At 57.2% G+C, this 24,303-nt stretch carries 21 protein-coding genes and 2 tRNA genes; 1 reads left to right on the plus strand and 22 read right to left on the minus strand.

The genetic code is table 11. From position 1 onward, the window contains the following. Nucleotides 1-12: 12 nt before the first annotated feature. From FIV39_RS23900 to rlmE, 16 genes are all read right to left on the minus strand, one after another. Nucleotides 13-633 carry a BON domain-containing protein gene (locus FIV39_RS23900; RefSeq protein ID WP_090399757.1) on the minus strand — a complete coding sequence of 207 codons (621 nt, stop codon included), beginning with the start codon at nucleotides 631-633 and terminating at the stop codon, nucleotides 13-15. A gap of 295 nt (nucleotides 634-928) precedes the next feature. After that, a complete protein-coding gene (gene pnp / locus FIV39_RS23905; protein WP_090399755.1) occupies nucleotides 929-3,034 on the minus strand; it encodes a polyribonucleotide nucleotidyltransferase in 2,106 nt (701 codons plus the stop codon). Between the two features lie 195 nt (nucleotides 3,035-3,229). Further along, nucleotides 3,230-3,499 (minus strand): 30S ribosomal protein S15, encoded by a 270-nt coding sequence (gene rpsO / locus FIV39_RS23910; protein WP_003176135.1) that lies wholly within the window; start codon nucleotides 3,497-3,499, stop codon nucleotides 3,230-3,232. Between the two features lie 115 nt (nucleotides 3,500-3,614). Beyond that, entirely contained in the window at nucleotides 3,615-4,532 is a 918-nt protein-coding gene (gene truB, locus FIV39_RS23915) for a tRNA pseudouridine(55) synthase TruB (RefSeq protein ID WP_014719950.1), read from the minus strand. A 3-nt stretch (nucleotides 4,533-4,535) separates the two neighbouring features. After that, a complete protein-coding gene (gene rbfA / locus FIV39_RS23920) occupies nucleotides 4,536-4,931 on the minus strand; it encodes a 30S ribosome-binding factor RbfA (RefSeq protein ID WP_003176137.1) in 396 nt (131 codons plus the stop codon). A gap of 159 nt (nucleotides 4,932-5,090) precedes the next feature. After that, nucleotides 5,091-7,616 carry a translation initiation factor IF-2 gene (infB, locus tag FIV39_RS23925; protein WP_146371620.1) on the minus strand — a complete coding sequence of 842 codons (2,526 nt, stop codon included), beginning with the start codon at nucleotides 7,614-7,616 and terminating at the stop codon, nucleotides 5,091-5,093. 27 nt (nucleotides 7,617-7,643) lie between these two features. Beyond that, a complete protein-coding gene (nusA, locus tag FIV39_RS23930; RefSeq protein ID WP_003212187.1) occupies nucleotides 7,644-9,125 on the minus strand; it encodes a transcription termination factor NusA in 1,482 nt (493 codons plus the stop codon). Between the two features lie 47 nt (nucleotides 9,126-9,172). Next, nucleotides 9,173-9,631, minus strand: coding sequence for a ribosome maturation factor RimP (gene rimP, locus FIV39_RS23935; protein WP_003235029.1), 459 nt, complete (start codon nucleotides 9,629-9,631; stop codon nucleotides 9,173-9,175). Between the two features lie 140 nt (nucleotides 9,632-9,771). Beyond that, nucleotides 9,772-9,848: transfer RNA gene (locus tag FIV39_RS23940), tRNA-Met, on the minus strand. 96 nt (nucleotides 9,849-9,944) lie between these two features. Then, nucleotides 9,945-10,030: transfer RNA gene (locus FIV39_RS23945), tRNA-Leu, on the minus strand. Between the two features lie 22 nt (nucleotides 10,031-10,052). Beyond that, the gene (gene secG, locus FIV39_RS23950) at nucleotides 10,053-10,436 is read right to left on the minus strand and encodes a preprotein translocase subunit SecG (RefSeq protein ID WP_010206600.1); all 384 of its coding nucleotides are present in this window, start codon (nucleotides 10,434-10,436) and stop codon (nucleotides 10,053-10,055) included. 4 nt (nucleotides 10,437-10,440) lie between these two features. Beyond that, nucleotides 10,441-11,196, minus strand: coding sequence for a triose-phosphate isomerase (gene tpiA, locus FIV39_RS23955; protein ID WP_015885920.1), 756 nt, complete (start codon nucleotides 11,194-11,196; stop codon nucleotides 10,441-10,443). 66 nt (nucleotides 11,197-11,262) lie between these two features. Beyond that, nucleotides 11,263-12,600: a phosphoglucosamine mutase gene (gene glmM / locus FIV39_RS23960; RefSeq protein WP_090399751.1), complete on the minus strand. Its 1,338-nt coding sequence runs from the start codon at nucleotides 12,598-12,600 to the stop codon at nucleotides 11,263-11,265. A gap of 16 nt (nucleotides 12,601-12,616) precedes the next feature. After that, nucleotides 12,617-13,468 (minus strand): dihydropteroate synthase, encoded by an 852-nt coding sequence (gene folP / locus FIV39_RS23965; protein ID WP_090399749.1) that lies wholly within the window; start codon nucleotides 13,466-13,468, stop codon nucleotides 12,617-12,619. An 8-nt stretch (nucleotides 13,469-13,476) separates the two neighbouring features. Continuing rightward, a complete protein-coding gene (gene ftsH, locus FIV39_RS23970) occupies nucleotides 13,477-15,387 on the minus strand; it encodes an ATP-dependent zinc metalloprotease FtsH (RefSeq protein ID WP_010562674.1) in 1,911 nt (636 codons plus the stop codon). A 200-nt stretch (nucleotides 15,388-15,587) separates the two neighbouring features. Continuing rightward, the gene (rlmE, locus tag FIV39_RS23975; protein WP_015885924.1) at nucleotides 15,588-16,238 is read right to left on the minus strand and encodes a 23S rRNA (uridine(2552)-2'-O)-methyltransferase RlmE; all 651 of its coding nucleotides are present in this window, start codon (nucleotides 16,236-16,238) and stop codon (nucleotides 15,588-15,590) included. A gap of 105 nt (nucleotides 16,239-16,343) precedes the next feature. Between rlmE and FIV39_RS23980 the strand changes: the two genes are divergently transcribed. Further along, nucleotides 16,344-16,652, plus strand: a complete 309-nt coding sequence (locus FIV39_RS23980; protein ID WP_017139256.1) for a YhbY family RNA-binding protein — start codon at nucleotides 16,344-16,346, stop codon at nucleotides 16,650-16,652. A 9-nt stretch (nucleotides 16,653-16,661) separates the two neighbouring features. Here FIV39_RS23980 and FIV39_RS23985 read toward each other — a convergent pair whose 3' ends face one another. From FIV39_RS23985 to dnaJ, 6 genes are all read right to left on the minus strand, one after another. After that, nucleotides 16,662-17,066, minus strand: coding sequence for an MFS transporter (locus FIV39_RS23985; RefSeq protein ID WP_090399747.1), 405 nt, complete (start codon nucleotides 17,064-17,066; stop codon nucleotides 16,662-16,664). A 28-nt stretch (nucleotides 17,067-17,094) separates the two neighbouring features. Beyond that, complete coding sequence (gene greA, locus FIV39_RS23990; RefSeq protein WP_090399746.1) at nucleotides 17,095-17,571, minus strand: transcription elongation factor GreA; 477 nt, start codon at nucleotides 17,569-17,571, stop codon at nucleotides 17,095-17,097. Continuing rightward, nucleotides 17,568-20,789 (minus strand): carbamoyl-phosphate synthase large subunit, encoded by a 3,222-nt coding sequence (gene carB / locus FIV39_RS23995; protein WP_090399744.1) that lies wholly within the window; start codon nucleotides 20,787-20,789, stop codon nucleotides 17,568-17,570. The genes greA and carB overlap by 4 nt, the downstream gene beginning before the upstream one ends. Before the next feature lie 104 nt (nucleotides 20,790-20,893). Continuing rightward, on the minus strand, nucleotides 20,894-22,030 hold the full coding sequence (gene carA, locus FIV39_RS24000; RefSeq protein ID WP_090399742.1) for a glutamine-hydrolyzing carbamoyl-phosphate synthase small subunit: 1,137 nt from the start codon (nucleotides 22,028-22,030) through the stop codon (nucleotides 20,894-20,896). A 259-nt stretch (nucleotides 22,031-22,289) separates the two neighbouring features. Beyond that, nucleotides 22,290-23,096 carry a 4-hydroxy-tetrahydrodipicolinate reductase gene (dapB, locus tag FIV39_RS24005; RefSeq protein WP_090399740.1) on the minus strand — a complete coding sequence of 269 codons (807 nt, stop codon included), beginning with the start codon at nucleotides 23,094-23,096 and terminating at the stop codon, nucleotides 22,290-22,292. A gap of 10 nt (nucleotides 23,097-23,106) precedes the next feature. After that, on the minus strand, nucleotides 23,107-24,231 hold the full coding sequence (dnaJ, locus tag FIV39_RS24010; RefSeq protein WP_090399738.1) for a molecular chaperone DnaJ: 1,125 nt from the start codon (nucleotides 24,229-24,231) through the stop codon (nucleotides 23,107-23,109). Nucleotides 24,232-24,303 lie beyond the last annotated feature (72 nt).

Here is a 24,303-nt window from a genome sequence, read left to right on the forward strand (position 1 = left end):
AGCTATTGAGCGTTACTCTGCTTTCAGGCCATCGGCCGATACAGCTTTAACGCCTTTGATTTTCTTGGTGATGTTCACCGCGGTAGTTTTCTGTGCTTCGGTCACAGCGACCGAAGAGGACAGGGATACTACGCCCTTGTTGGTTTCGACTTTGATGTCGGTGCCAGGAATGCCTTTCTCGGTTACCAGATCAGCTTTGACTTTGGTGGTGATCCAGGTATCGGAGGTTGCGCCTTTGGCGTCAGCAGCTGCGCCTTTGGTTTTGTCTACGTTGTCTGCCTTGGTAGCGCCGCCAGCCATCAGGCCGTCAGCAGAAACTGCGGTTACACCTTTGATTTTCTTGGTGATCGCTACGGCAGTTTCTTTCTGGGCATCCGAAATGGCTACGGTCGAAGACAGGGAAACCACACCTTTGTTGGTTTCAACCTTGATATCCGAACCAGGAATGCCTTTTTCGGTCAGCAGATCGGATTTAACTTTGGTAGTGATCCAAGTATCCGAAACGCTTTCTTTTGCCTTGGTAGCTTCACCGGCCGCCAGGGTCATTGGAGCTTGGGAAGTCTGAGCAAAGGCCACGTTAGCACCCATGGCCAGGGTCAGAGCGGTAGCAGTAGCGAGAGCGAACTTCTTCATACGAGTAACTCCTGTTTTATTAAAAGTCTGCAGTGTGTGAACCTTGATGCTGCAGCGTTAACAGGGTTGTTGCAGGCAGTGTGCCAAGTCTCGAATGAGGATTAAATCCTTATAAATCATATAGTTGTAAAAACAGCCAAATTTCGAAATCGTGCAACTTGCATGAACGCGATCCTGCCTGCGTGCAACTTGCGGCTTTTGGGATTTACTAAGCGTCTGATTTTTCGGCACTTTCCCGCAGGCGTAAAAAAGGACTCCGAAGAGTCCTCTTTTTCAGCGTGAAGCCTGGGGGTAATTAAACGCCCGAAGCCTTGGCTGCTGCTACGTCCTTGATGGACAGCTTGATACGGCCGCGGTTGTCCACGTCCAGTACCAGCACTTCCACTTCCTGGCCTTCTTTCAGAATGTCGGTCACTTTCTCAACGCGAGCGTCGCTCAGCATGGAGATGTGAACCAGACCGTCTTTGCCTGGCAGGATGTTGACGAATGCGCCGAAGTCGACGATGCGCTCAACCTTACCGACGTAGATCTTGCCGATCTCAGCTTCAGCGGTGATGCCCAGGACGCGCTGACGTGCAGCTTCTGCAGCTTCCTTGGTTTCGCCGAAAATCTTGATCGAGCCGTCGTCTTCGATGTCGATCGACGCCTTGGTCTCTTCACAGATCGCACGAATGGTCGCGCCGCCTTTACCGATAACATCACGGATTTTATCGGTGTCGATTTTCATCGCGATCATGGTCGGAGCATTTTCCGACAGTTCGGTACGGGACTGACCAATGATCTGGTTCATCTGACCGAGGATGTTCAGGCGCGCTTCCAGGGCTTGGCCCAGAGCGATTTCCATGATCTCTTCGGTGATGCCCTTGATCTTGATGTCCATCTGCAGCGCGGTAACACCTTTGGCGGTACCGGCTACTTTGAAGTCCATGTCGCCCAGGTGGTCTTCGTCACCCAGGATGTCGGTCAGGATGGCGAACTTCTCGCCTTCTTTAACCAGGCCCATGGCGATACCGGCAACCGGCGCCTTCATCGGCACACCAGCGTCCATCAGAGCCAGGGAAGCACCGCAGACCGAAGCCATGGAGCTGGAACCGTTGGACTCGGTGATTTCCGACACCACACGGATGGTGTACGGGAACACCTCAGCAGCAGGCAGCATGGCCTGGACCGAACGACGGGCCAGACGGCCGTGACCGATTTCGCGACGACCAGCGCCGCCCATGCGACCACACTCGCCCACCGAGAACGGAGGGAAGTTGTAGTGCAGCATGAAGGGGTCTTTTTTCTCGCCTTCCAGGGTGTCCAGCAGCTGTGCGTCACGGGCAGTACCCAGGGTCGCAACTACCAGTGCCTGGGTTTCACCACGGGTGAACAGTGCCGAGCCGTGAGTCTTCGGCAGAACGCCGACTTCGATGTTCAGCGGACGAACGGTGCGAGTGTCGCGGCCGTCGATACGTGGCTTGCCGTTAACGATGTTTTCGCGAACGGTGCGGTATTCGATTTCACCGAAGGCTGCTTTGACTTCGCTGGAAGAAGGCTGGCCTTCTTCGCCGGACAGCTTGGCAACAACCTGGTCCTTCAGCTCACCCAGGCGAGCGTAACGGTCGGCCTTGACGGTGATGGTGTAGGCGTCGGAGATCGCTGTGCCGAACTCGGAGCGGATAGCGCCCAGCAGTTCGGTAGCTTCGGCTTGCGGAGCCCAGGCCCAGGTAGGCTTGGCAGCTTCGGCAGCCAGTTCTTTAACAGCGTTGATCACAACCTGGAACTCGTCGTGAGCAAACAGTACTGCGCCCAGCATCTGGTCTTCGGTCAGCTCTTTGGCTTCCGATTCAACCATCAATACGGCTTCCGAAGTACCTGCAACGACCATGTCCAGGCTCGACGCTTTCAGTTGCTCGTAAGTCGGGTTCAGCAGGTAACCGGTGCTTTCGTGGAAAGCAACGCGGGCTGCGCCGATCGGACCATCGAAAGGAATGCCGGAGATGGCCAGGGCAGCCGAAGTACCGATCATCGCAGCAACGTCAGGATCGGTTTTCTTGCTGGTGGAAACGACGGTGCAGACAACCTGCACTTCGTTCATGAAGCCTTCTGGGAACAGCGGACGGATCGGACGGTCGATCAGTCGGGAAGTCAGGGTTTCTTTCTCGGAAGGACGGCCTTCGCGCTTGAAGAAACCGCCAGGGATCTTACCGGCAGCGTAAGTCTTTTCCTGGTAGTGAACAGAAAGAGGGAAGAAGCCTTTGCTTGGGTCAGCGTGCTTGGCGCCAACAACGGTCACCAATACGGTAACGTCGTCGTCAACGGTAACCAGCACTGCGCCGGAGGCTTGACGGGCGATACGGCCTGTCTCGAGGGTAACGGTCGACTGACCGAACTGGAATTTTTTGATAACCGGGTTCACGGTGTCCTACCTTCTTTGTGGCTCTTGGGGAACTTGTCTTCTTGCGAAATTCTTGGGCAATGTCGGGAATCGGCCCAACCCTTGTCCAGGGGTAAAACGTGTATCCAGATAAAACTTGAGGCTGGGAGCCTACCATGGGCCAGCGGGAATCCCACTGACACACGGCAGACAACCAACCTCTAGCGCAATCGCTGATTAGCGACGCAGACCCAGGCGACCGATCAGAGCCTGATAACGACCCAGATCCTTGCCTTTCAGGTAGTCCAGCAGCTTACGGCGCTGGTTTACCATGCGGATCAGACCACGACGGGAGTGGTGATCTTTACCGTTGGCCTTGAAGTGACCTTGCAGCTTGTTGATGTTGTGGGTCAGCAGTGCAACTTGCACTTCTGGCGAACCAGTGTCACCAACAGCTTGCTGGTAGTCAGCTACGATTTGTGCTTTTTCTTGAACGTCGAGAGCCATGAGGCAATCCTTTTTTCAGGAAACCACCCAAAGGGCAGTTTCAACAGGCCAGGGACAAATCCCTGTATCTAAAAATGAGTGTTGACCGTGCCTGTTAACAGCCACACTCGTTCGGTCATTCTGACCGAATCAGTCGACGCGGCGCGATGCGCCCGTCTTCGCTCACTTCACCGATACCGATAAAGCGACCGTTATGATCCTGTACCCGCACCATGCCGAACTTCGGCGCATCCGGGGCGCGTACCGGCTGGCCGTTAAGCCAGTAGAACGCGCTGTGTTCCGAAAAATGCAGTAATGGCCAATCCAGCAAACCACTGTCCGACGGCATCAGGAAGCGATCAACCGCTTCGTTGCCGCCTTCTGCGTGTACCGCTTCCAACTCTTCCAGCGTGACCGTCTGGGCCAGGCTGAAAGGTCCGGCCTGGGTACGTCGCAGCTCTGCAACGTACGCGCCGCAACCGAGCTTTTCACCAATATCTTCCACCAGGGTACGGATATAAGTGCCTTTGCTGCAGTCCACGGCCAACCGGGCGGTGTCACCTTCACAGGCGAGCAATTCCAAGCGCGCAATAGTAACAGAACGCGGTTCGCGCTCCACTACTTCGCCCGCACGTGCCAGCTTGTAAAGGGGCTGTCCATCACGCTTGAGAGCCGAGTACATCGGCGGTATCTGACTGATTTGCCCACGAAAAGCAGGTAAGGCAGCTTCAATATCAGCACGACCAACGGTCACGTCGCGAACCTGCAAAACATCACCTTCGGCGTCTGCCGTGGTGGTGGTCTTGCCCAGTTGCATCAGGGTTTCGTAACCCTTGTCGGAATCGAGCAGGTATTGCGAGAACTTGGTGGCCTCGCCAAAGCACAACGGCAGTACGCCGGTGGCCAGGGGATCGAGGCTGCCGGTGTGTCCGGCTTTCTCGGCATTGAGCAACCAGCGGACCTTCTGCAACGCGGCATTGGAGGTAAAGCCAATCGGCTTGTCGAGCAGAATGATGCCGCTGACGTTGCGACGGATACGTTTGACCTGAGCCACCGCTTACTCCTTGGCGTCTTCAGGTGTGGATGGGTGCTGGCTGTCTTCAGCCACGGCGCGCTCGATCAGTGCCGACAGGTGCGCGCCACGCACGACACTTTCGTCGTAGTGGAAGTGCAACTGGGGCACGCTGCGCAGCTTCATTTCACGGGCCAACTGCATGCGCAGGAAGCCTGCGGCAGAGTTGAGCACCTTGATGCTTTGCGCGATTTCTTCGCTGTTGTCCTGCCCCATCACGGTGATGAAGATCTTCGCGTGACCCACGTCACGGCTCACTTCAACAGCGGTGATGGTGACCAGGCCAACGCGAGGGTCTTTGACTTCGCGACGGATCAGTTGGGCCAGCTCACGCTGCATCTGATCGCCGATACGCTGGGTACGGCTGTATTCTTTTGCCATGTCTTGTTACCTGTTACTGCCACACGGTGAAACCCATGGGGTCTGAAAGCGGCAAACGCCCGGCCTGACAAAAGCCAGACCGGGCGTTGCGTTTAGAGTCCGCACGCTGTGCGGGGCATTTGCATGCCCACACGCGACGTGGCTCCTGAAGTGCGCGAGTTAGAGGCTGCGAGCAACCTGAACCTTCTCGTAGACTTCGATCTTGTCGCCAGCCTTGACGTCGTTGTAGCTCTTGACGCCGATACCGCATTCCATGCCGGCACGTACTTCGGAAGCGTCATCCTTGAAGCGGCGCAGGGATTCCAGCTCGCCTTCGAAGATAACGATGTCTTCACGCAGTACACGGATTGGACGGTTACGGTACACGGTACCTTCGATAACCATGCAACCGGCGATCGCACCGAATTTCGGCGAGCGGAACACGTCACGTACTTCGGCAATACCCAGGATATTCTCCCGGACGTCGCTGCCAAGCATGCCGGTGAGGGCTTTCTTGACGTCTTCGATGATGTCGTAGATGACGTTGTAGTAACGCATGTCCAGGCCTTCCTGCTCGACGATCTTGCGAGCGCCAGCATCGGCACGCACGTTGAAGCCGAACAGTACAGCGTTGGAAGCCAGTGCCAGGTTGGCGTCGGACTCGGTGATACCACCGACACCACCACCCACAACACGCACTTGCACTTCGTCGTTACCCAGGCCATTCAAGGCGCCGTTCAACGCTTCGAGGGAACCACGAACGTCAGACTTGAGGACGATGTTAAGCGTCTTCTTCTCTGCCTGCCCCATGTTCTCGAAGATGTTTTCCAGCTTGCCGGCGTGAGCGCGAGCCAGTTTGACTTCGCGGAACTTGCCTTGACGGAACAGAGCCACTTCACGGGCTTTCTTCTCGTCAGACAGCACGCTCATCTCGTCGCCAGCGTCCGGAGTACCGTCCAGGCCGAGGATCTCGACCGGGATGGAAGGACCCGCTTCCTTGATTGGCTTGCCGTTCTCGTCGAGCATGGCACGTACACGGCCATAGTTCGAACCGACCAGTACCATGTCGCCTTGACGCAGGGTACCGTCTTGAACCAGCACGGTTGCCACCGGGCCACGACCTTTGTCGAGACGCGATTCAACCACAACACCACGACCTGGGGCCGATGGGGTTGCTTTCAGTTCGAGGACTTCAGCTTGCAGCAGGACAGCTTCGAGCAACTCGTCCACGCCGGTACCGACTTTCGCCGAAACCGAAACGAACGGCGTATCACCGCCCCACTCTTCAGACGTCACGCCGTGAACCGACAGTTCGCTACGGATGCGATCGAGATCTGCGCCCGGCTTGTCGATCTTGTTCACGGCAACAACCAGTGGAACACCAGCGGCCTTGGCGTGCTGGACAGCTTCAATGGTCTGCGGCATCACGCCGTCGTCCGCTGCAACTACCAGGATCACGATGTCAGTCGCCTTGGCACCACGGGCACGCATTGCGGTAAACGCGGCGTGACCAGGGGTGTCGAGGAAGGTGACCATGCCGCGCTCGGTTTCAGCGTGGTACGCACCGATGTGCTGGGTGATACCACCGGCTTCGCCAGCAGCTACCTTGGCACGACGGATGTAGTCGAGCAGCGAAGTCTTACCATGGTCAACGTGGCCCATTACGGTCACGACTGGCGCACGGGAGAAGGTCTCACCTTCAAACTTCAGGGACTCTGCCAGGGAATCTTCCAGGGCGGTGTCGCTGACCAGGGTCACTTTGTGGCCCAGTTCTTCGGCTACCAGTTGAGCAGTTTCCTGATCAAGCACCTGGTTGATGGTGGCTGGAGTACCCAGTTTGAACATGAACTTGATGATTTCAGCAGCCTTGACCGACATCTGATTGGCAAGATCGCCAACAGTGATGGTCTCGCCGATCTGCACATCACGCACGACAGGGCCGGTTGGGCTCTGGAAACCGTGGGCATTGCGTTTCTTCAGCTTGGCCTTGCCGCGACCACCACGACGGAAGCCATCGCTTTCTTCGTCGGTAGTACGTGGGGCAACACGTGGAGCAGGCGCTTTCTCTTTGACCGAAGCACGATGCGGAGCGTTTTTGCGCTCGCCATCGCCACCACCACCGCGACGACTGTTATCGTCGGCACGCGGTTTATCCGGACGACGAGGTTCGTCGCGCTTACGGGCATCAGCAGCAGGTGCTGGTGCAGCGGCCGCCGGAGCAGCCTCACGCACAGCTTCTGCAGGCGCGCTAGGTGCGGCGACCGCTTCAGTGGAAGCAGTTTGCGCAGCAGCAGGCTGGCGACGCGCTTCTTCTTCGGCGCGACGCTTGGCTTCTTCTTCAGCCTTCTGACGTGCAGCATTTTCTACTGCGCGACGTTCTTCCAGTTCGCGTTTGCGCTCGGCTTCAATTTCTTCCGGGCTGCGCTGTACGAAGACTTTCTTCTTACGTACTTCAACGCTGATGCTCTTGCTACCCGCAACACGCAGGGTGCTGGTGGTTTTGCGCTGCAATGTAATCTTGCGCGGTTCTTCCACTTTCGCCTTGTGGCTGCTCTTCAAGTGAGTCAGCAAAGACTGCTTCTCACTATCGCTCACACCTTCATCGGCGGCGGTGTGCGGCAGACCTGCCTCACGCATCTGCTGCAACAGGCGCTCTACCGGTGTTTTGACCTCATCGGCCAGTTGTTTCACCGTGACTTGCGTCATGCACTTCTCTCCTCAGGCCGCGCCTAATTACTCGAACCAATGGGCTCGGGCGGCCATGATCAACTTGCCGGCACGATCATCGTCAATGCCGTCGATGTCGAGCAGATCGTCAATAGACTGCTCGGCCAGGTCTTCGCGGGTAATTACGCCGCGCACCGCCAGTTCCATCGCCAAATCCTTGTCCATACCCTCAAGCGAGAGCAGGTCTTCGGCCGGATGGGCGTCTGCCAGCTTTTCCTCAGTAGCGATGGCTTTAGTCAACAAACGATCCTTGGCCCGAGCGCGAAGCTCGTTGACGGTGTCTTCGTCAAAGCCGTCGATGTTGAGCATTTCTTCCAACGGTACGTAGGCAATCTCTTCCAGGCTGGTAAAGCCTTCATCCACCAGCACCTGTGCCAGGTCTTCGTCGACTTCCAACTCGTCGATGAAGTTGCGCAGGATGTCACCGGTTTCAGCTTGCTGCTTAGCCTGGATGTCCGATTCGGTCATCACGTTCAGGGTCCAGCCGGTCAATTGGCTGGCCAGACGCACGTTCTGACCACCACGACCAATGGCCTGAGCCAGATTGTCTGCGCCAACGGCGATGTCCATTGCATGGGCATCTTCGTCAACGATAATTGCCGCCACTTCAGCCGGCGACATGGCGTTGATCACGAACTGCGCCGGGTTATCGTCCCACAGGACGATGTCCACACGCTCACCGCCCAATTCGCCCGACACTGCCTGGACACGCGAACCGCGCATACCGATGCAAGCGCCTTGCGGGTCGATGCGTTTGTCCTTGGAACGGACCGCGATCTTGGCGCGCGAACCCGGGTCGCGGGACGCAGCCATGACTTCGATCAGACCTTCGGCGATTTCCGGCACCTCGATACGGAACAGCTCAATCAGCATTTCCGGCGCGGTACGCGACAGGATCAACTGAGGGCCGCGGTTCTCGGTGCGGATTTCCTTGAGCAGCGCACGCAAACGCACGCCAACGCGGAAGGTTTCGCGAGAGATGATGTCTTCGCGGGCCAGCAACGCTTCGGCGTTATTGCCCAGGTCGACGATCACATTGTCACGCGTAACTTTTTTCACAGTGCCGGAGATGATTTCACCCAGGCGCTCGCGATAGGCGTCAACGACTTGAGCGCGCTCGGCTTCGCGAACCTTCTGCACGATGACCTGCTTGGCGGTCTGTGCAGCAATACGGCCGAACTCGATGGATTCGATCTTTTCTTCGACGACGTCACCGACCTGGGCGCCTGGGTGCGTTTCAGCAACCTTGCTCGGCCAGGTTTCGATGGCCGGATCATCCAGATCGGCTTCTTCGACGACCGTCCAGCGACGGAAAGTCTCATAGGCACCGGTGTGGCGGTTGATTTCCACACGCAGATCAACTTCGTCTTCAAAACGCTTTTTGGTAGCAGTGGCCAATGCCAGCTCCAACGCTTCAAAAATCACGTTTGCCGGTACGCCCTTTTCATTGGATACCGACTCAACAACCAGCAGTACTTCTTTGCTCATCGTACGCCTCGCCTTTCGCAAGCCATTGGATCCGCGGGATCCGCGTCTCAGTCAAAACTGGGAATAATGTTGGCCTTGTCGATCATATCGATCGGCAACAGGAACTCATGGTCTTCTACCTGCACCACGACATCCTGTTCTTCTACACCGCGCAGAAGGCCCTGAAAGTTACGACGCCCTTCGAACGGGGATCGCAGCTTGATCTTCACTTGTTCACCGGCAAATTTTGCAAACTGATCAATAGTGAACAGTGGGCGTTCCATGCCTGGCGAGGAAACTTCGAGGGTGTACTCAACGGAGATAGGATCTTCAACATCCAGAACACCGCTGATCTGACGGCTGACAATGGCACAATCGTCCACCAGCACGCCGCCCTCTTTATCGATATAAACGCGCAACATTGAGTGGCGACCTTGAGCCGAAAACTCAATACCCCAGCATTCATAGCCTAGGGCCACGACCACCGGGGCCAACAAGGCCTGCAACTCTTCTAGCTTGCTCGACACCTGAACCCCCTCGTGCATGTATGTGCATGCTGTGCAAAATAAAAAAATGGGCGAAACGCCCATCCTTGAAACGCCGTCGAACAGCGGCGTTGAAAGTGTCCAGCTAACAAAAAGCCCCTTAAAAGGGGCTCCGCTAAAACTGGTTGCGGGGGCCGGATTTGAACCGACGACCTTCGGGTTATGAGCCCGACGAGCTACCAGACTGCTCCACCCCGCGACAAAGCTGGGGCGGAAGTATACGACCGATCCCTTACAGGGTCAATGTAACCTTCCACCTACAAGAAAGCCCGCAACAGCGGGCTCTCCTGATAATTGGTACCGAGAAGGGGACTCGAACCCCTACACCCTATGGGCACAACCACCTCAAGGTTGCGTGTCTACCAATTCCACCACCTCGGCAATACAGCGTTTACAACCCTTCTTACTTCTGCTCTTGAGCTGGAGGTACGTCAGTCGCTGGAGTAGCCGACTTTTGCTCTTGAAGCACCGGGACATCATCAGAAGCCGGCTTTGCTTTTGGTACTTCCAACACTGCTGGGTTTGGCAAACCTACTTGAGTCAGCACATGAGCTTTCTCTTTAGCAAAGTAACCTAACCCTAAGCTGGTTATGAAGAAACCGGCGGCAAGTATAGCAGTAAACTTACTAAGAAAGGTAGAGGAACCTTGGCTTCCGAATACAGTATTTGAAGCACCTGCACCGAAAGACGCACCAGCATCCGCACCTTTACCCTGTTGCAACAAAACCAGGGCAACTACGCCCAGGGCAGCCAACAGATGAAAAACGACTACGACTGTTTCCAGCATTTTTTCAGTTTCCCGCGGCGCGACAAATCGCACCGAACTCATCTGCATTCAGGGAAGCTCCACCAATGAGCCCCCCATCGATATCCGGCATGCCGAACAGTTCGACCGCATTGGCCGCCTTCACGCTGCCGCCGTATAGAAGCCGCACACCTTGTGCGACTTCAGAATTCTCTGCCGCCAACTGCGCACGGATGGCTGCGTGCACATCCTGCGCCTGCTGCGGTGTAGCAGTCAGCCCGGTACCAATGGCCCAGACCGGCTCGTAAGCAATTACCGCCTTTGCGAACGCACCAACACCCAGCTCCTCGATGATGCTGCCAAGCTGACGCGAGACAACTTCAAGAGTCTTGCCCGATTCGCGCTGCTCAAGGGTCTCCCCAATACACAACACCGGAATCAAGCCACAAGCCTGTGCTGCTGCGAACTTGCGATTGAGTGTCCCATCACGCTCGCCCATCATCTGACGGCGCTCGGAGTGCCCGACAAGCACATAGGAACAACCCGCATCAACCAGCTGACTCGGTGCAATCTCACCGGTCAACGCACCTTGCATGGCTTCCACTGCAGAATTCTGCGCGCCAACCTGAATCGACTTACCTTTCAAGCCATCAACCACTTGGGTGATATGCAAGCAAGGCGGGAACACCGCGATATCAACACCGCTAGGCAAGGCCAAGTGACGAAGGCCATTGATCAGCTCAGCGACACTGGCGCGGGTACCGTGCATCTTCCAGTTACCAGCTACCATAGTGCGACGCATGCTGTACCTCGTCGGTCAAAGTGGGCGCAGATGTTACCCAACCACATCATTACTGGCAAGCCGAATTCAGGCGCAAACTTCAGTTACCAGTTTTGCCAGGTCCTCGGCATGGCCGCGAACCTGTATTTCGTCGTCACCTTCGACCATAACGCGCACCAAAGGCTCTGTGCCGGACTTGCGAAGCAATACCCGTCCGCGACCAGCCATTGCTAGAGTCGCGCGCTCGCAGGCCTCTTTGACAGCAGGGTGCTCGATCGGGTTTTCCCCACCTGCGAAACGCACGTTAAGCAATACTTGTGGGCATTTACGCAAGGCCTGACGCGCCTGAGCCAGGCTCTCTTCGCGGCGACGCAAAGCCAACAGCACCTGCAACGCCGCAATAATCGCGTCACCGGTGGTAGTGTGCTGGAAGCACACGATGTGCCCGGAGTTCTCACCACCTACCTGCCAGTTACGCTCCAGCAGCTCGGCGATCACATACCGGTCACCGACGTTGGCGCGAACAAAAGGAATACCCAGGTCCGCCAACGCCAGTTCAAGCCCCAGGTTACTCATCAGCGTACCGACGACACCGCCTTGCAGCTTGTTACGCTCATGCAGGTCGCGGGCAATGATGAACAACAGGTCATCACCATCCACCACGGCACCCGTGTGATCAACCATCAGCACGCGGTCGCCATCACCGTCGAAGGCAATCCCGAGGTCGGCATGCTCGGCCAGGACAGCGGCTTGCAACTGCTCCATATGGGTGGAGCCGCAGTTTTCGTTGATGTTCAATCCGTTGGGTTGAGCAGAAAGCACTGTCACATCTGCGCCCAACTCCTTGAATACGCTTGGTGCGACTTTGTAGGTCGCACCATGGGCGCAGTCGACAACAATCTTCAGGCCGGCAAAGTTGGTACTGGTTGGCACACTGCTCTTGCAGAACTCGATATAACGACCGGACGCGTCATTGATACGCGACACCTTGCCCAGCTTACTGGACTCGACCACCGTCATCGGCGCATCCAGCAGCTCTTCTATCATCAGCTCAATCTCGTCTGGCAACTTGGTGCCCTGACCGGAGAAGAACTTGATGCCGTTGTCGTCATGGGGATTGTGCGAAGCACTGATCACAATACCGGCCTCAGCGTGAAAGGTACGCGTCAGGTATGCAATCGCCGGCGTCGGCATTGGCCCCAGCAACATCACATCAGCGCCTGCGGCGGATAAGCCGGCCTCAAGTGCTGATTCAAACATGTACCCCGAAATTCGGGTGTCCTTGCCCACCAGGATGCGGCACGCTCCCATGCTGCGGAACGCCATACCCGCCGCCCATCCAAGCTTGAGCATGAAATCAGGAGTAATCGGAAACTCGCCGACCCGACCACGGATACCGTCGGTGCCAAAGTATTTTTTAGTCATAAGTGCTCCATCATTCTTATTCGGCTGATTCCACAGCTGCAATCATGCGTACCACATCCACGGTCTCAGCAACGTCATGCACACGCAAGATGCGCGCACCCTTGGTCACCGCGAGCGCCGCCAGTGCAAGACCGCCATACAACCGCTCACCCACCGGACGGCTCAATGCCAGCCCTATCATGCTCTTGCGCGAAACACCGACCAACAGGGGCCGACCAAGGGCATGCAAGGACTCCATGTGTTTGAACAAACTCAAATTGTGTTGCAGGGTCTTGGCGAAACCAAACCCCGGATCAAGGATGATCCTTTCCGGCGCAATACCTACCGCAGCGCACTGAGCAACCCGCTCGGAGAGAAAACCGCTCACCTCCCCAACCAGGTCATCATAGTGTGGGCTGTCCTGCATATTGCCGGGCTCACCCAGCATATGCATCAGACACACCGGCAAGCCGGTAGCTGCAGCCGCATCCAGGGCACCGTCGCGTCGCAGGGACCGCACATCGTTGATCAAACCGGCACCTAATCGCGCAGTCTCACGCATCACGGCCGGGGTGGAGGTATCAACCGAAATGATCACATCCAGCTCTCGAGCAATGCACTCAACAATCGGCGCCACGCGCTCCAACTCTTCCAGAGGAGAAACAACGCGAGCACCAGGCCGAGTCGATTCACCACCGACATCAATCAAGGTCGCGCCGGCCACCACCATGGCTTCTGCGTGACGCAACGCAGCATCAAGCTGGCTGAAACGGCCACCATCGGAAAAGGAGTCAGGGGTTACATTAAGAATGCCCATAACATGCGTATGGGCCAAATCAAGAACCCGGTTGCCGCAAGGCAACCGGGGGGAGGACGAAGCAAAAGTCATTTCAAACCTTAATGGTCAGCTGCCGGGCCACCGATTGGGGTTTCAGGGCGTTCATTCTGAACGACAGGCGGGGTGCCCGAAGTACCTGAACCACCTTCCCAATCACGAGGCTCACGAGGCGTTCGACCAGCCATAATGTCGTCGATCTGGTCTGCATCGATCGTCTCGTACTTCATCAGTGCATCAGCCATTGCATCAAGCTTGTCGCGATTATCAGTCAGGATCTGCTTGGCAGTGCCATAGCACTGGTCAATGATACTGCGCACTTCAGAGTCGATCAGCTTGGCGGTCTCACCGGAGAAACTGGCGTTTTGACCACCGCCACCACGACCCAGGAATACTTCACCTTCTTCCTCGGCGTACATCAAAGGACCGAGTTTTTCCGACAAGCCCCACTTGGTCACCATGTTTCGCGCAATCTGGCTGGCGCGCATGATGTCGTTGGAAGCCCCTGTGGTCACACCGTCGAAGCCCAAGGTCATTTCTTCAGCGATTCGACCGCCGTACAGCGAGCAGATCTGACTGATCAGCGCACGCTTGGAAAGGCTGTAACGATCCTCTTCCGGCAGGAACATGGTGACACCCAAGGCGCGACCCCGAGGAATGATCGAGACTTTGTACACCGGATCATGCTCAGGCACGACACGCCCCACAATGGCGTGACCAGCTTCGTGATAAGCAGTGTTCTGCTTCTCTTTTTCGGACATGACCATGGATTTGCGCTCAGCGCCCATCATGATCTTGTCTTTCGCCAGCTCGAACTCTTTCATTTCAACGATGCGCTTGCCGGTACGGGCTGCAAACAGCGAAGCCTCGTTCACCAGGTTAGCCAAGTCAGCACCCGAAAAACCCGGGGTACCACGAGCAATCACAGCCGGCGCAACGTCGTCACCCATCGGCACTTTGCGCATGTGCACTTTCAGGATTTGTTCGCGCCCACGAATGTCCGGCAAGCCAACCACAACCTGACGGTCAAAGCGGCCTGGACGCAACAGCGCAGGATCCAGCACGTCCGGACGGTTGGTTGCCGCGATGACGATGATGCCGTCATTCATCTCGAAACCGTCCATCTCGACCAGCAACTGGTTGAGGGTCTGCTCACGCTCATCATGACCACCGCCCATGCCAGCACCACGATGGCGACCAACGGCGTCGATTTCATCGATGAAGATGATGCATGGCGCATGCTTCTTGGCCTGCTCGAACATGTCGCGAACGCGGCTCGCACCGACACCGACGAACATTTCAACGAAGTCAGAACCGGAAATGGTGAAGAACGGCACCTTGGCTTCGCCGGCAATCGCCTTGGCCAGCAAGGTTTTACCGGTGCCTGGAGGGCCGACCATCAGCACGCCGCGAGGAATACGGCCACCCAGGCGCTGGAATTTGCCTGGATCGCGCAAGAACTCAACCAACTCGCCGACTTCTTCCTTGGCTTCATCGCAACCCGCCACGTCAGCCAGGGTGGTCTTCACCTGATCTTCAGAGAGCAGGCGCGCCTTGCTCTTGCCGAAACTCATCGGCCCACCCTTGCCTCCCGCACCGCCTTGCATCTGGCGCATGAAGAACATGAACACGGCAATGATCACCAGGATCGGGAAGCTTGCCACCAGGAGTTGAGTCCAGATGCTCTGCTGCTCAGGCTGCTTGCCTTCGACAACCACGTGGTTATCCACCAGGTCACCGATCAGACCGTTGTCCTGGATTGCCGGACGAATGGTCTTGAAGCTGTCGCCGTCGTTGCGTTTACCGGTGATCACGTAGCCATCAACCGCTACGCGCTCGACCTTGCCATCCTTAACTTGCTGGATGAAGTCGGAATAGTTGAGGGTCTGCGGCTCGTTAGGGCTGGAGAAGTTGTTCATCACCGTCACGAGGACAGCCGCGATGATCAACCACAGGATCAGATTCTTTGCCATATCGTTCAATTAACTACCCTCTGAAGCAAGCTCCGCTACTGGCGCGCGCTTCGCATGATATTCACCGGCCTAACTTACTACATTACCTACAACTCTGGCAGGCGCCGTCTGTAACCCTTTGTGAAACTTTGACTACACAATATTCGTAAAGCTTCGTGACGAAAGCGATATAAAAAAACCTATCGCCCTCCTCGAATTTCTCAAAAACGCTCTTCACTCGCCGCGCCTTCGACGCCACGGAAGCCGCGGCACAGCAGGTATTGCTCCCTGGATCTGTCTCGGGAAGAGTCAGGCTTACGCGTCTGCACCTTGTCGAACAATTTGCGGATGTTCTTGTGGTACTCGTCAAAACCCTCTCCCTGGAACACCTTCACCAGGAAATCGCCACCGGGACGCAACACCCGACCCGCCAAATCCAGCGCCAATTCGCAGAGGAACATGGCCCGCGGCATATCAACGGCCGGTAATCCACTCATATTGGGGGCCATGTCGGAAATCACAAGGTCTACCTGCGAATTTCCCACAGCCTCAAGGATCTGGGCGAGCACCGTGTCCTGGGTAAAGTCACCATGAACAAAGGTCACGTCCGGGATGCTGTCCATTTCCAGGATGTCGGAAGCGATCAGGCGACCTTGCCCGCCAATCAGACGACTGGTCACCTGGGACCAGCCACCAGGGGCTGCACCTAGATCGATGACGCTCATGCCTGGACGAATCAACTTGTCCTTATCCTGGATCTCCAACAGCTTGTAGCTGGCCCGGGAACGATACCCATCCTTTTGCGCCTTTTTGACGTAAGGATCGTTGAAATGCTCTTGCAGCCACTTAAGGCTAGTTTTGGAACGGGCCACGGGCCACCTCGAAAATAAAACGGGTCGTGATTAACTGGGCGGTCCCGGACTCGCTCGGGTAAACTGGCCGCCGCTTTTTACAAGATCAGACGCAGGGGTCAGATTATGCCGCTCACTCAAGAGCAGAAGAAACAGTACAAATCCATTGGCCACCATCTGAAACCAGTTCTGATTGTGGCAGACAACGGTTTGACTGAAGGTGTGTTAGCCGAACTTGAACGCGCATTGGGCGATCACGAACTGATCAAGATCAAGGTCAACATCCTTGACCGCGAAGCGCGCCTGGCCGCCATTGCAGAACTGTGCAAGGTTGGCAAAGCGGACCTGGTTCAGGTCATCGGCAAGATGGCGCTGCTGTATCGCAAGAACTTCAGCGTCAACAAGCAACTGTCGAACGTACACCGCTTCAAGTAATACAAAGGGTCACGGGCGTGCTTCGCGCGCCCCGCCACTCCATCCCGGAGCAGGCTGTATAACCAGCACCAGGCCGGAGAACCCTAGCACAAGATAGCTGAATAGCTGCCAGCGCAACGCTTCCGGCAGCCAGACATGCACAATGCAATACATTGCACACGCATACAGCGCCATCAACAGCAGTTGGCCGCGAATATCCCGCCACAAACTCTCCAAGCCTTCAGCCTTGACCAGCACCAACGCCTGAAGCGCTACGCACGCCGCTGCGAAACCCACCAGCAGCGCACTCAATAATCCATCGATTTCATCGATCAGCAACGGAGCCAGGCCAATCAGGCCCAGCGCCGGCAATACACCAATATGTAACAACCACAGGCCACCCACCCAAAGCATCTGGGCAAGCTGCCAAAGCATGGCGCCCGCACGAAGCGGGCGCCGCCTTTCAGACGTGACGAACTTCAACAATCTCGTACTCGATCACACCGCCGGGCGTTTTGACAGACACCACATCACCCTCTTCCTTGGCGATCAAGGCACGGGCCAGTGGTGAGCCGACGGAGATTTTTCCGAGCTTGAAGTCAGCCTCGTCTTCTCCCACGATGTGGTAGACCACGCTCTCGTCGGTCTCGACGTTGGCGATCTCCACGGTGGTACCGAAAATCACCTTGCCGGTGTGCGGAATAGTCGTGACATCGATGATCACCGCATTCTGCATACGGCCTTCGATGTCACGGATCCGCGCCTCGACCATACCCTGCTGCTCACGAGCTGCGTGGTATTCAGCGTTTTCCTTCAAGTCACCCAGCTCGCGGGCCGTACCGATGTCCTGGCTCAGCTTTGGACGTACGACCTTGGTCAGATGGGCGTGCTCCTCTTCCAGGGCCTTGGCGCCCTGGACGGTCATTGGGTATTTGATCATGCCTTCAATCCTGCGTGTAGATCCTGCAAGCGGCGCACGGTCTTTTCCGGACCGAACTTGAGCGCTTCGCAGATAGCTTCGCCAGCAGCAATGGTGGTAGTGCAGTAGATCTTGTGCTGCAAGGCATTACGGCGAATGGAGTAGGAGTCCGCGATCGACTGGCGACCTTCGGTGGTGTTGATGATCAGCGTGACTTCGTCATTCTTGATCATGTCGACCACATGCGGACGGCCTTCCGTCACCTTGTTCACGCGGCGCACTTTCAGACCAGCCGCCTCGATCAGCTTGGCGGTCCCGGCAGTGGCCACGACTTCAAAGCCCAAGTTGATCAGATCACGGGCCACACCTGCAACCAGTGGCTTGTCGTCATCACGCACGCTGATAAACGCAGTACCGCCAGTCGGCAGCACTTCGCTGGCGCCCATCTGGGCCTTGGCGAACGCTTCGCCGAAGGTATCGCCCACACCCATCACTTCACCGGTGGACTTCATCTCTGGGCCCAGGATCGGGTCCACGCCAGGGAATTTGGCAAATGGGAACACCGCCTCTTTCACACTGTAGAAGTTCGGAATGATTTCCTTGGTGAAGCCAATTTCCTTCAGGGTTTTACCCGCCATCACACGCGCAGCGATCATGGCCAGGGACACGCCGATACACTTGGAAACGAACGGCACGGTACGCGAAGCACGCGGGTTGACTTCAATGACGTAGATGTCTTCGCCTTGCAGCGCCAACTGTACGTTCATCAGGCCGACAACACCCAACTCCAAGGCCATTTTCTTGACCTGTTCGCGCATCTCGTCCTGGATATGTGCAGGCAACGAGTACGGCGGCAGCGAGCACGCGGAGTCACCTGAGTGAACGCCCGCCTGTTCGATGTGCTGCATGATCGCGCCGATGACCACGTCGGTACCGTCGCAAACCGCATCCACGTCCATTTCGATGGCGCAGTTGAGGAAGTGATCCAGCAGCACCGGGCTGTCGTTGGACACTTTCACCGCATCACGCAGGTAACGCTTGAGCTCTTCTTCTTCGTAGACGATTTCCATCGCCCGGCCACCCAGCACGTAGGACGGACGCACCACCAGCGGGTAGCCGATCTTGCTGGCTGCACGAATGGCTTCATCTTCGCTGCGCACGGTAGCGTTTGGCGGCTGACGCAGGTTCAGGCGCTCAACCATTTGCTGGAAGCGCTCACGGTCTTCGGCACGGTCGATGGCGTCAGGGCTGGTGCCGATAATTGGCACGCCTGCGGCTTCCAAGGCACGCGCCAGTTTCAGCGGAGTTTGGCCGCCATACTGGACGATCACGCCTTTTGGCTTCTCGACGCGGCAGATTTCCAGCACGTCTTCGAGGGTTACCGGCTCGAAGTACAGACGGTCGGAAGTGTCGTAGTCAGTGGAAACAGTTTCCGGGTTGCAGTTGACCATGATGGTCTCGTACCCGTCTTCGCGCAGCGCAAGGGCGGCGTGTACACAGCAATAGTCGAATTCGATGCCCTGGCCGATACGGTTAGGACCGCCGCCCAGGATGATAATCTTGTCGCGACCCGACGGCGCGGCTTCGCACTCTTCCTCGTAGGTGGAGTACATGTATGCAGTGTCGGTGGCGAACTCGGCGGCGCAAGTGTCAACGCGCTTGTAGACCGGGAAGATATCCAGCTTGTGGCGATGCGTGCGCAGGTTCTTCTCGGTCACACCCAGCAGCTTGGCCAGACGCTGGTCAGAGAAGCCTTTGCGCTTGAGGCGGAACATCAGGTCGCGATCGATAGACGACAGACCGAGGGTCTTGACCTTCTCTTCCTCCTTGATCAGATCTTCGATCTGCACCAGGAACCACGGATCGATCATGTTCATGCCGAAGATCTCTTCGACGGTCATGCCGGCACGGAAAGCATCGGCCACGTACCAGATGCGCTCGGCACCCGGCACGGTCAGCTCGCGCTTGAGGATGCTCATGCTTTCCGGGTTGCTCAGGTCAAGCTTCTCGTCCAGACCGCAAACGCCCACTTCCAGGCCGCGCAGGGCTTTCTGCAGGGATTCCTGGAAGGTCCGGCCGATGGCCATGACTTCACCGACCGACTTCATCTGGGTGGTCAGGCGCGCGTCGGCTTTCGGGAATTTCTCGAAAGCAAAGCGCGGCAGCTTGGTCACAACGTAATCGATAGACGGCTCGAACGACGCGGGCGTAGCGCCGCCCGTGATTTCGTTTTGCAGTTCATCCAAGGTGTAACCGATGGCCAGCTTGGCAGCGATACGTGCAATCGGGAAGCCGGTAGCTTTCGATGCCAGCGCCGAAGAACGCGATACACGCGGGTTCATCTCGATCACGACCATGCGGCCCGTGTCCGGGCAGATGCCGAACTGAACGTTGGAACCACCGGTTTCAACGCCGATCTCACGCAATACCGCCAACGAGGCGTTACGCATGATCTGGTATTCCTTGTCCGTCAGGGTCTGCGCCGGAGCAACGGTGATCGAGTCACCGGTGTGTACGCCCATCGGGTCGAAGTTTTCGATGGAGCAGACGATGATGCAGTTGTCCTTTTTGTCGCGGACAACCTCCATCTCATACTCTTTCCAACCGATCAGGGATTCGTCGATCAGCAGCTCTTTGGTCGGCGACAGATCCAGGCCGCGCGCGCAGATTTCTTCGAACTCTTCACGGTTGTAAGCAATGCCACCACCGGTGCCGCCCATGGTGAAGGACGGACGGATAATGCACGGGAAGCCCAGCTTTTCGAGAACTGCGTTGGCCTCCTCCATACTGTGGGCGATACCGGAGCGCGGGCAGTCAAGGCCGATGGACTTCATGGCCTTGTCGAAACGCGAACGGTCTTCAGCCTTGTCGATGGTGTCGGCGTTGGCGCCGATCATCTCTACGCCGAATTTTTCCAGGACACCTTCGCGCTCCAGGTCCAGGGCGCAGTTCAGTGCAGTCTGGCCGCCCATGGTCGGCAGCAGTGCGTCTGGGCGCTCTTTCTCGATGATCTTGGCAACCGTCTGCCACTTGATCGGTTCGATATAGGTGGCGTCGGCCATGTCCGGATCGGTCATGATGGTGGCCGGGTTGGAGTTCACCAGGATGACGCGGTAACCCTCTTCGCGCAGGGCTTTACAGGCCTGCGCGCCGGAGTAGTCGAATTCGCAGGCCTGGCCGATAACGATCGGGCCAGCGCCGAGAATCAGGATGCTTTTTATGTCTGTACGTTTTGGCATGGGTTTGTCACTCAAATCCGCAGGTCAGTCGGCAAGCCGTCTTGAACAATCTTCGAAGAGCCTGCGAGGGCCGCCGAGGTAGCGGCCGCCCGCAGGCCACTCAGTCAGCGTCGCTTGGCCATCTCATTGATGAAACGGTCGAACAGCGGCGCTACGTCGTTCGGGCCCGGGCTTGCTTCAGGGTGACCCTGGAAGCTGAACGCGCTCTTGTCAGTACGCTCGATGCCCTGCAGGGAACCGTCGAACAAAGACTTGTGAATCGCGCGAACATTGCTCGGCAAGGTCGCTTCATCCACCGCAAAACCGTGGTTCTGGCTGGTGATCATCACAACGCCAGTGTCCAGATCCTGCACAGGGTGGTTGGCACCGTGATGGCCATGACCCATTTTCAGGGTCTTGGCGCCGGAGGCCAGCGCCAGCAATTGGTGACCGAGGCAGATACCAAATACCGGAATCTCGGTTTCCAGCACTTCCCTGATTGCCTGGATGGCGTAGTCGCAAGGCTCCGGATCACCCGGGCCGTTGGACAGGAACACACCGTCAGGTTGCAGGGCCAGCACATCGCTGGCAGGCGTTTGCGCCGGCACCACGGTGACGCGGCACCCACGCTCGACCAGCATGCGCAGGATGTTGTACTTGACCCCATAGTCGTATGCGACCACGTGATACGGCAGGTCAGCCGCCTCGATAGTCTCGTGGCTGTCGGTCTTCAAGTCCCAGACAGTGGAGCGCCACTCGTACTGCTCCTTGGTGCTGACAACTTTCGCCAGGTCCATGCCTTTCAGGCCTGGGAAGCCTTGCGCTGCAGCAATCGCCGCCGCTTCGGAAATATTGTCACCGACCATGATGCAGCCGTTCTGCGAGCCCTTTTCGCGCAGGATGCGAGTCAGGCGGCGCGTATCGATACCGGCGATCGCCACAACGTTGTTGGCTTTCAGGTAATCGGACAGCGACATCGTGTTACGCCAGTTGCTCGCAACCAGTGGCAGATCACGAATGACCAGGCCCGCCGACCAGACACGATCAGACTCAACGTCTTCCGGCGTCGTACCGGTGTTGCCAATGTGTGGATAGGTCAGGGTAACGATCTGTTGGGCGTAGGAAGGATCGGTAAGGATTTCCTGATAGCCGGTCATGGCGGTGTTAAACACCACCTCTCCAACGGTCTGACCGTCGGCTCCAATGGCTTCGCCGCGAAAAATGCTGCCATCAGCAAGGGCGAGTATGGCTGGCTTAGTCAAGAAGACCTCCCGTAAATAAAGCCTGAAAGGGCGATCGCAGGTTGTAAAAAAGCGGAGTGACGTATGGACACGTCACCCCGCTTCTTCACTGAATTATTCTGCGCGCTTTTAGTGGACACACTAAAGCTGTAGCTTACAGAAAAAGGCTTTTTTGGTCCACCGCTAATGAGCCTTAAAGGCAGGAGAATGCGACAGGACGTCGCTTAGCGGGTAAAAACGGGGCCTTAGGATAATCCCGAGGCCCCGTTTTAGCTACTGCTTAGTGCAGATCCAACACATCGCGCATGTCGTACAGACCAGGCTCGCGACCTTCCAGCCAGAGCGCAGCACGCACTGCCCCCTTGGCGAATGTCATGCGACTGGAGGCCTTGTGCGTGATTTCCAGGCGCTCGCCCTCGGTAGCGAACAACACCGTGTGGTCGCCTACGACATCACCGCCACGTACGGTCGCAAAACCAATGGTGTCACGCGCACGCGCACCGGTATGCCCTTCGCGACCGTAAACCGCCACTTTGGACAGGTCACGCCCCAGCGCATCAGCAATAGCTTCACCCATGCGTAGCGCGGTCCCCGACGGCGCATCGATCTTGTGACGGTGATGAGTCTCGATAATCTCGATATCCGCCTCATCCCCCAGCACGCGCGCCGCCATGTCCAGCAACTTGAGCGACAGGTTCACGCCGACACTGAAGTTGGCAGCGAAGACGACAGGAATATCCTTACCCGCCTCCTCCAACAACTGCTTCTGCGGAGCAGTCAAGCCAGTGGTACCGATCACCATCGCCTTGCCCGCCTTGCGGCAGAACGCGAGGTTTTTCAGCATCACCTCCGGCAAGGTGAAGTCAATCAGCACATCGAATTCGTCAGCCACCTGCTCCAGGTTGCCTGACAATGAAACACCGATACGCCCAAGCGAAGCCAACTCACCAGCATCCGCACCGATCAACGTGCTACCGGGACGAACAATCGCCGCGGTCAGCCCAGAGGCCGGAGAACGCTGCTGCACCGCCTCGACCAGCGTCTTGCCCATGCGCCCGGCAGCGCCCATTACGGCTATACGTCGCATATTCCCTTCCTTACAGGTCGCCGAAGAAGCGCTTCACGCCTTCGAAGAAGCCAGTGGTTTTCGGCGAATGAGTGTCATCCCCTTCCAGCGAACTGCGGAACTCCTCAAGCAGTTCACGCTGACGGCGCCCCAGATTGACCGGAGTCTCCACGGCCACACGACACATCAAGTCGCCAGCACCACCACCGCGTACCGGAGCTACGCCTTTGCCGCGGATACGGAACTGCTTGCCGGTCTGCGTACCTTCAGGAATCTTGAGCTTGACCCGACCGTCCAGGGTCGGAATCTCCAATTCGCCACCCAAGGCCGCATCGACAAAGCTGATCGGCACTTCACAGAACAGGTGCTTGCCGTCGCGCTGGAAGATCGAGTGCTCGCGCACATTGATCACCACGTACAGGTCGCCCGTTGGACCACCCTGAGTACCGGCCTCACCTTCGCCCGACAGACGAATACGGTCTCCGGTGTCCACGCCCGCCGGCACTTTCACCGCCAGGGTCTTGTACTCTTCGACGCGGCCTTCGCCGTGGCAGGCGTCGCACGGATCGGAAATGATCTTGCCCTGCCCATGGCAACGCGGACAGGTCTGCTGCACCGAGAAGAAACCCTGCTGCATACGGACCTGGCCGATACCGCCGCACGTCGGGCAAGTAATCGGCGAGGAGCCTTTCTTGGCCCCCGAACCATCGCAGGGCTTGCAGTTAACCAGCGTCGGCACACGAATATTGACGCTGGTGCCGCGTACAGCTTCTTCCAGGTTCAGCTCCAGGGTGTAACGCAAGTCACTTCCACGCTGGGCACCACCGCGCTGACCACCCCGGCCACCACCAAAGAAGTCACTGAATACATCACCGAAAATATCGGAGAAGTTCTGACCGCCAAAACCGGCACCGCCGCCACCCATGCTCGGATCGACACCGGCATGCCCATACTGGTCGTAGGCCGCACGCTTGTTGGGATCAGACAGACACTCGTAGGCCTCATTGGCCTCTTTGAACATATCTTCGGATTCTTTGCTATCCGGATTACGGTCCGGGTGGTGCTTCATTGCCAGGCGACGGTAAGCCTTTTTCAGGTCCGCCTCGCTGGAGCCGCGCTCCACACCCAACACTTCGTAATAGTCACGCTTTGCCATAAGTCTTTGCACTCTTAAGGACGTTCAGCCAGACCCTCCTGAGCCTGACTAAACTCGTTGAGCCCCAATACA

It is taken from the genome of Pseudomonas grimontii, from assembly GCF_007858185.1.
GTDB classification, from domain to species: domain Bacteria; phylum Pseudomonadota; class Gammaproteobacteria; order Pseudomonadales; family Pseudomonadaceae; genus Aquipseudomonas; species Aquipseudomonas grimontii.

Bases quoted from the DNA above. Each gene is read 5' to 3' on its own strand.
- FIV39_RS23900 (WP_090399757.1), bottom strand. From the start codon at position 633: ATGAAGAAGTTCGCTCTCGCTACTGCTACCGCTCTGACCCTGGCCATG.
- rpsO (WP_003176135.1), bottom strand. From the start codon at position 3,499: ATGGCTCTCGACGTTCAAGAAAAAGCACAAATCGTAGCTGACTACCAG.
- rbfA (WP_003176137.1), bottom strand. From the start codon at position 4,931: ATGGCAAAAGAATACAGCCGTACCCAGCGTATCGGCGATCAGATGCAG.
- infB (WP_146371620.1), bottom strand. From the start codon at position 7,616: ATGACGCAAGTCACGGTGAAACAACTGGCCGATGAGGTCAAAACACCG.
- nusA (WP_003212187.1), bottom strand. From the start codon at position 9,125: ATGAGCAAAGAAGTACTGCTGGTTGTTGAGTCGGTATCCAATGAAAAG.
- secG (WP_010206600.1), bottom strand. From the start codon at position 10,436: ATGCTGGAAACAGTCGTAGTCGTTTTTCATCTGTTGGCTGCCCTGGGC.
- tpiA (WP_015885920.1), bottom strand. From the start codon at position 11,196: ATGCGTCGCACTATGGTAGCTGGTAACTGGAAGATGCACGGTACCCGC.
- glmM (WP_090399751.1), bottom strand. From the start codon at position 12,600: ATGACTAAAAAATACTTTGGCACCGACGGTATCCGTGGTCGGGTCGGC.
- folP (WP_090399749.1), bottom strand. From the start codon at position 13,468: ATGACTTTTGCTTCGTCCTCCCCCCGGTTGCCTTGCGGCAACCGGGTT.
- ftsH (WP_010562674.1), bottom strand. From the start codon at position 15,387: ATGGCAAAGAATCTGATCCTGTGGTTGATCATCGCGGCTGTCCTCGTG.
- FIV39_RS23980 (WP_017139256.1), top strand. From the start codon at position 16,344: ATGCCGCTCACTCAAGAGCAGAAGAAACAGTACAAATCCATTGGCCAC.
- FIV39_RS23985 (WP_090399747.1), bottom strand. From the start codon at position 17,066: ATGCTTTGGCAGCTTGCCCAGATGCTTTGGGTGGGTGGCCTGTGGTTG.
- greA (WP_090399746.1), bottom strand. From the start codon at position 17,571: ATGATCAAATACCCAATGACCGTCCAGGGCGCCAAGGCCCTGGAAGAG.
- carB (WP_090399744.1), bottom strand. From the start codon at position 20,789: ATGCCAAAACGTACAGACATAAAAAGCATCCTGATTCTCGGCGCTGGC.
- dapB (WP_090399740.1), bottom strand. From the start codon at position 23,096: ATGCGACGTATAGCCGTAATGGGCGCTGCCGGGCGCATGGGCAAGACG.
- dnaJ (WP_090399738.1), bottom strand. From the start codon at position 24,231: ATGGCAAAGCGTGACTATTACGAAGTGTTGGGTGTGGAGCGCGGCTCC.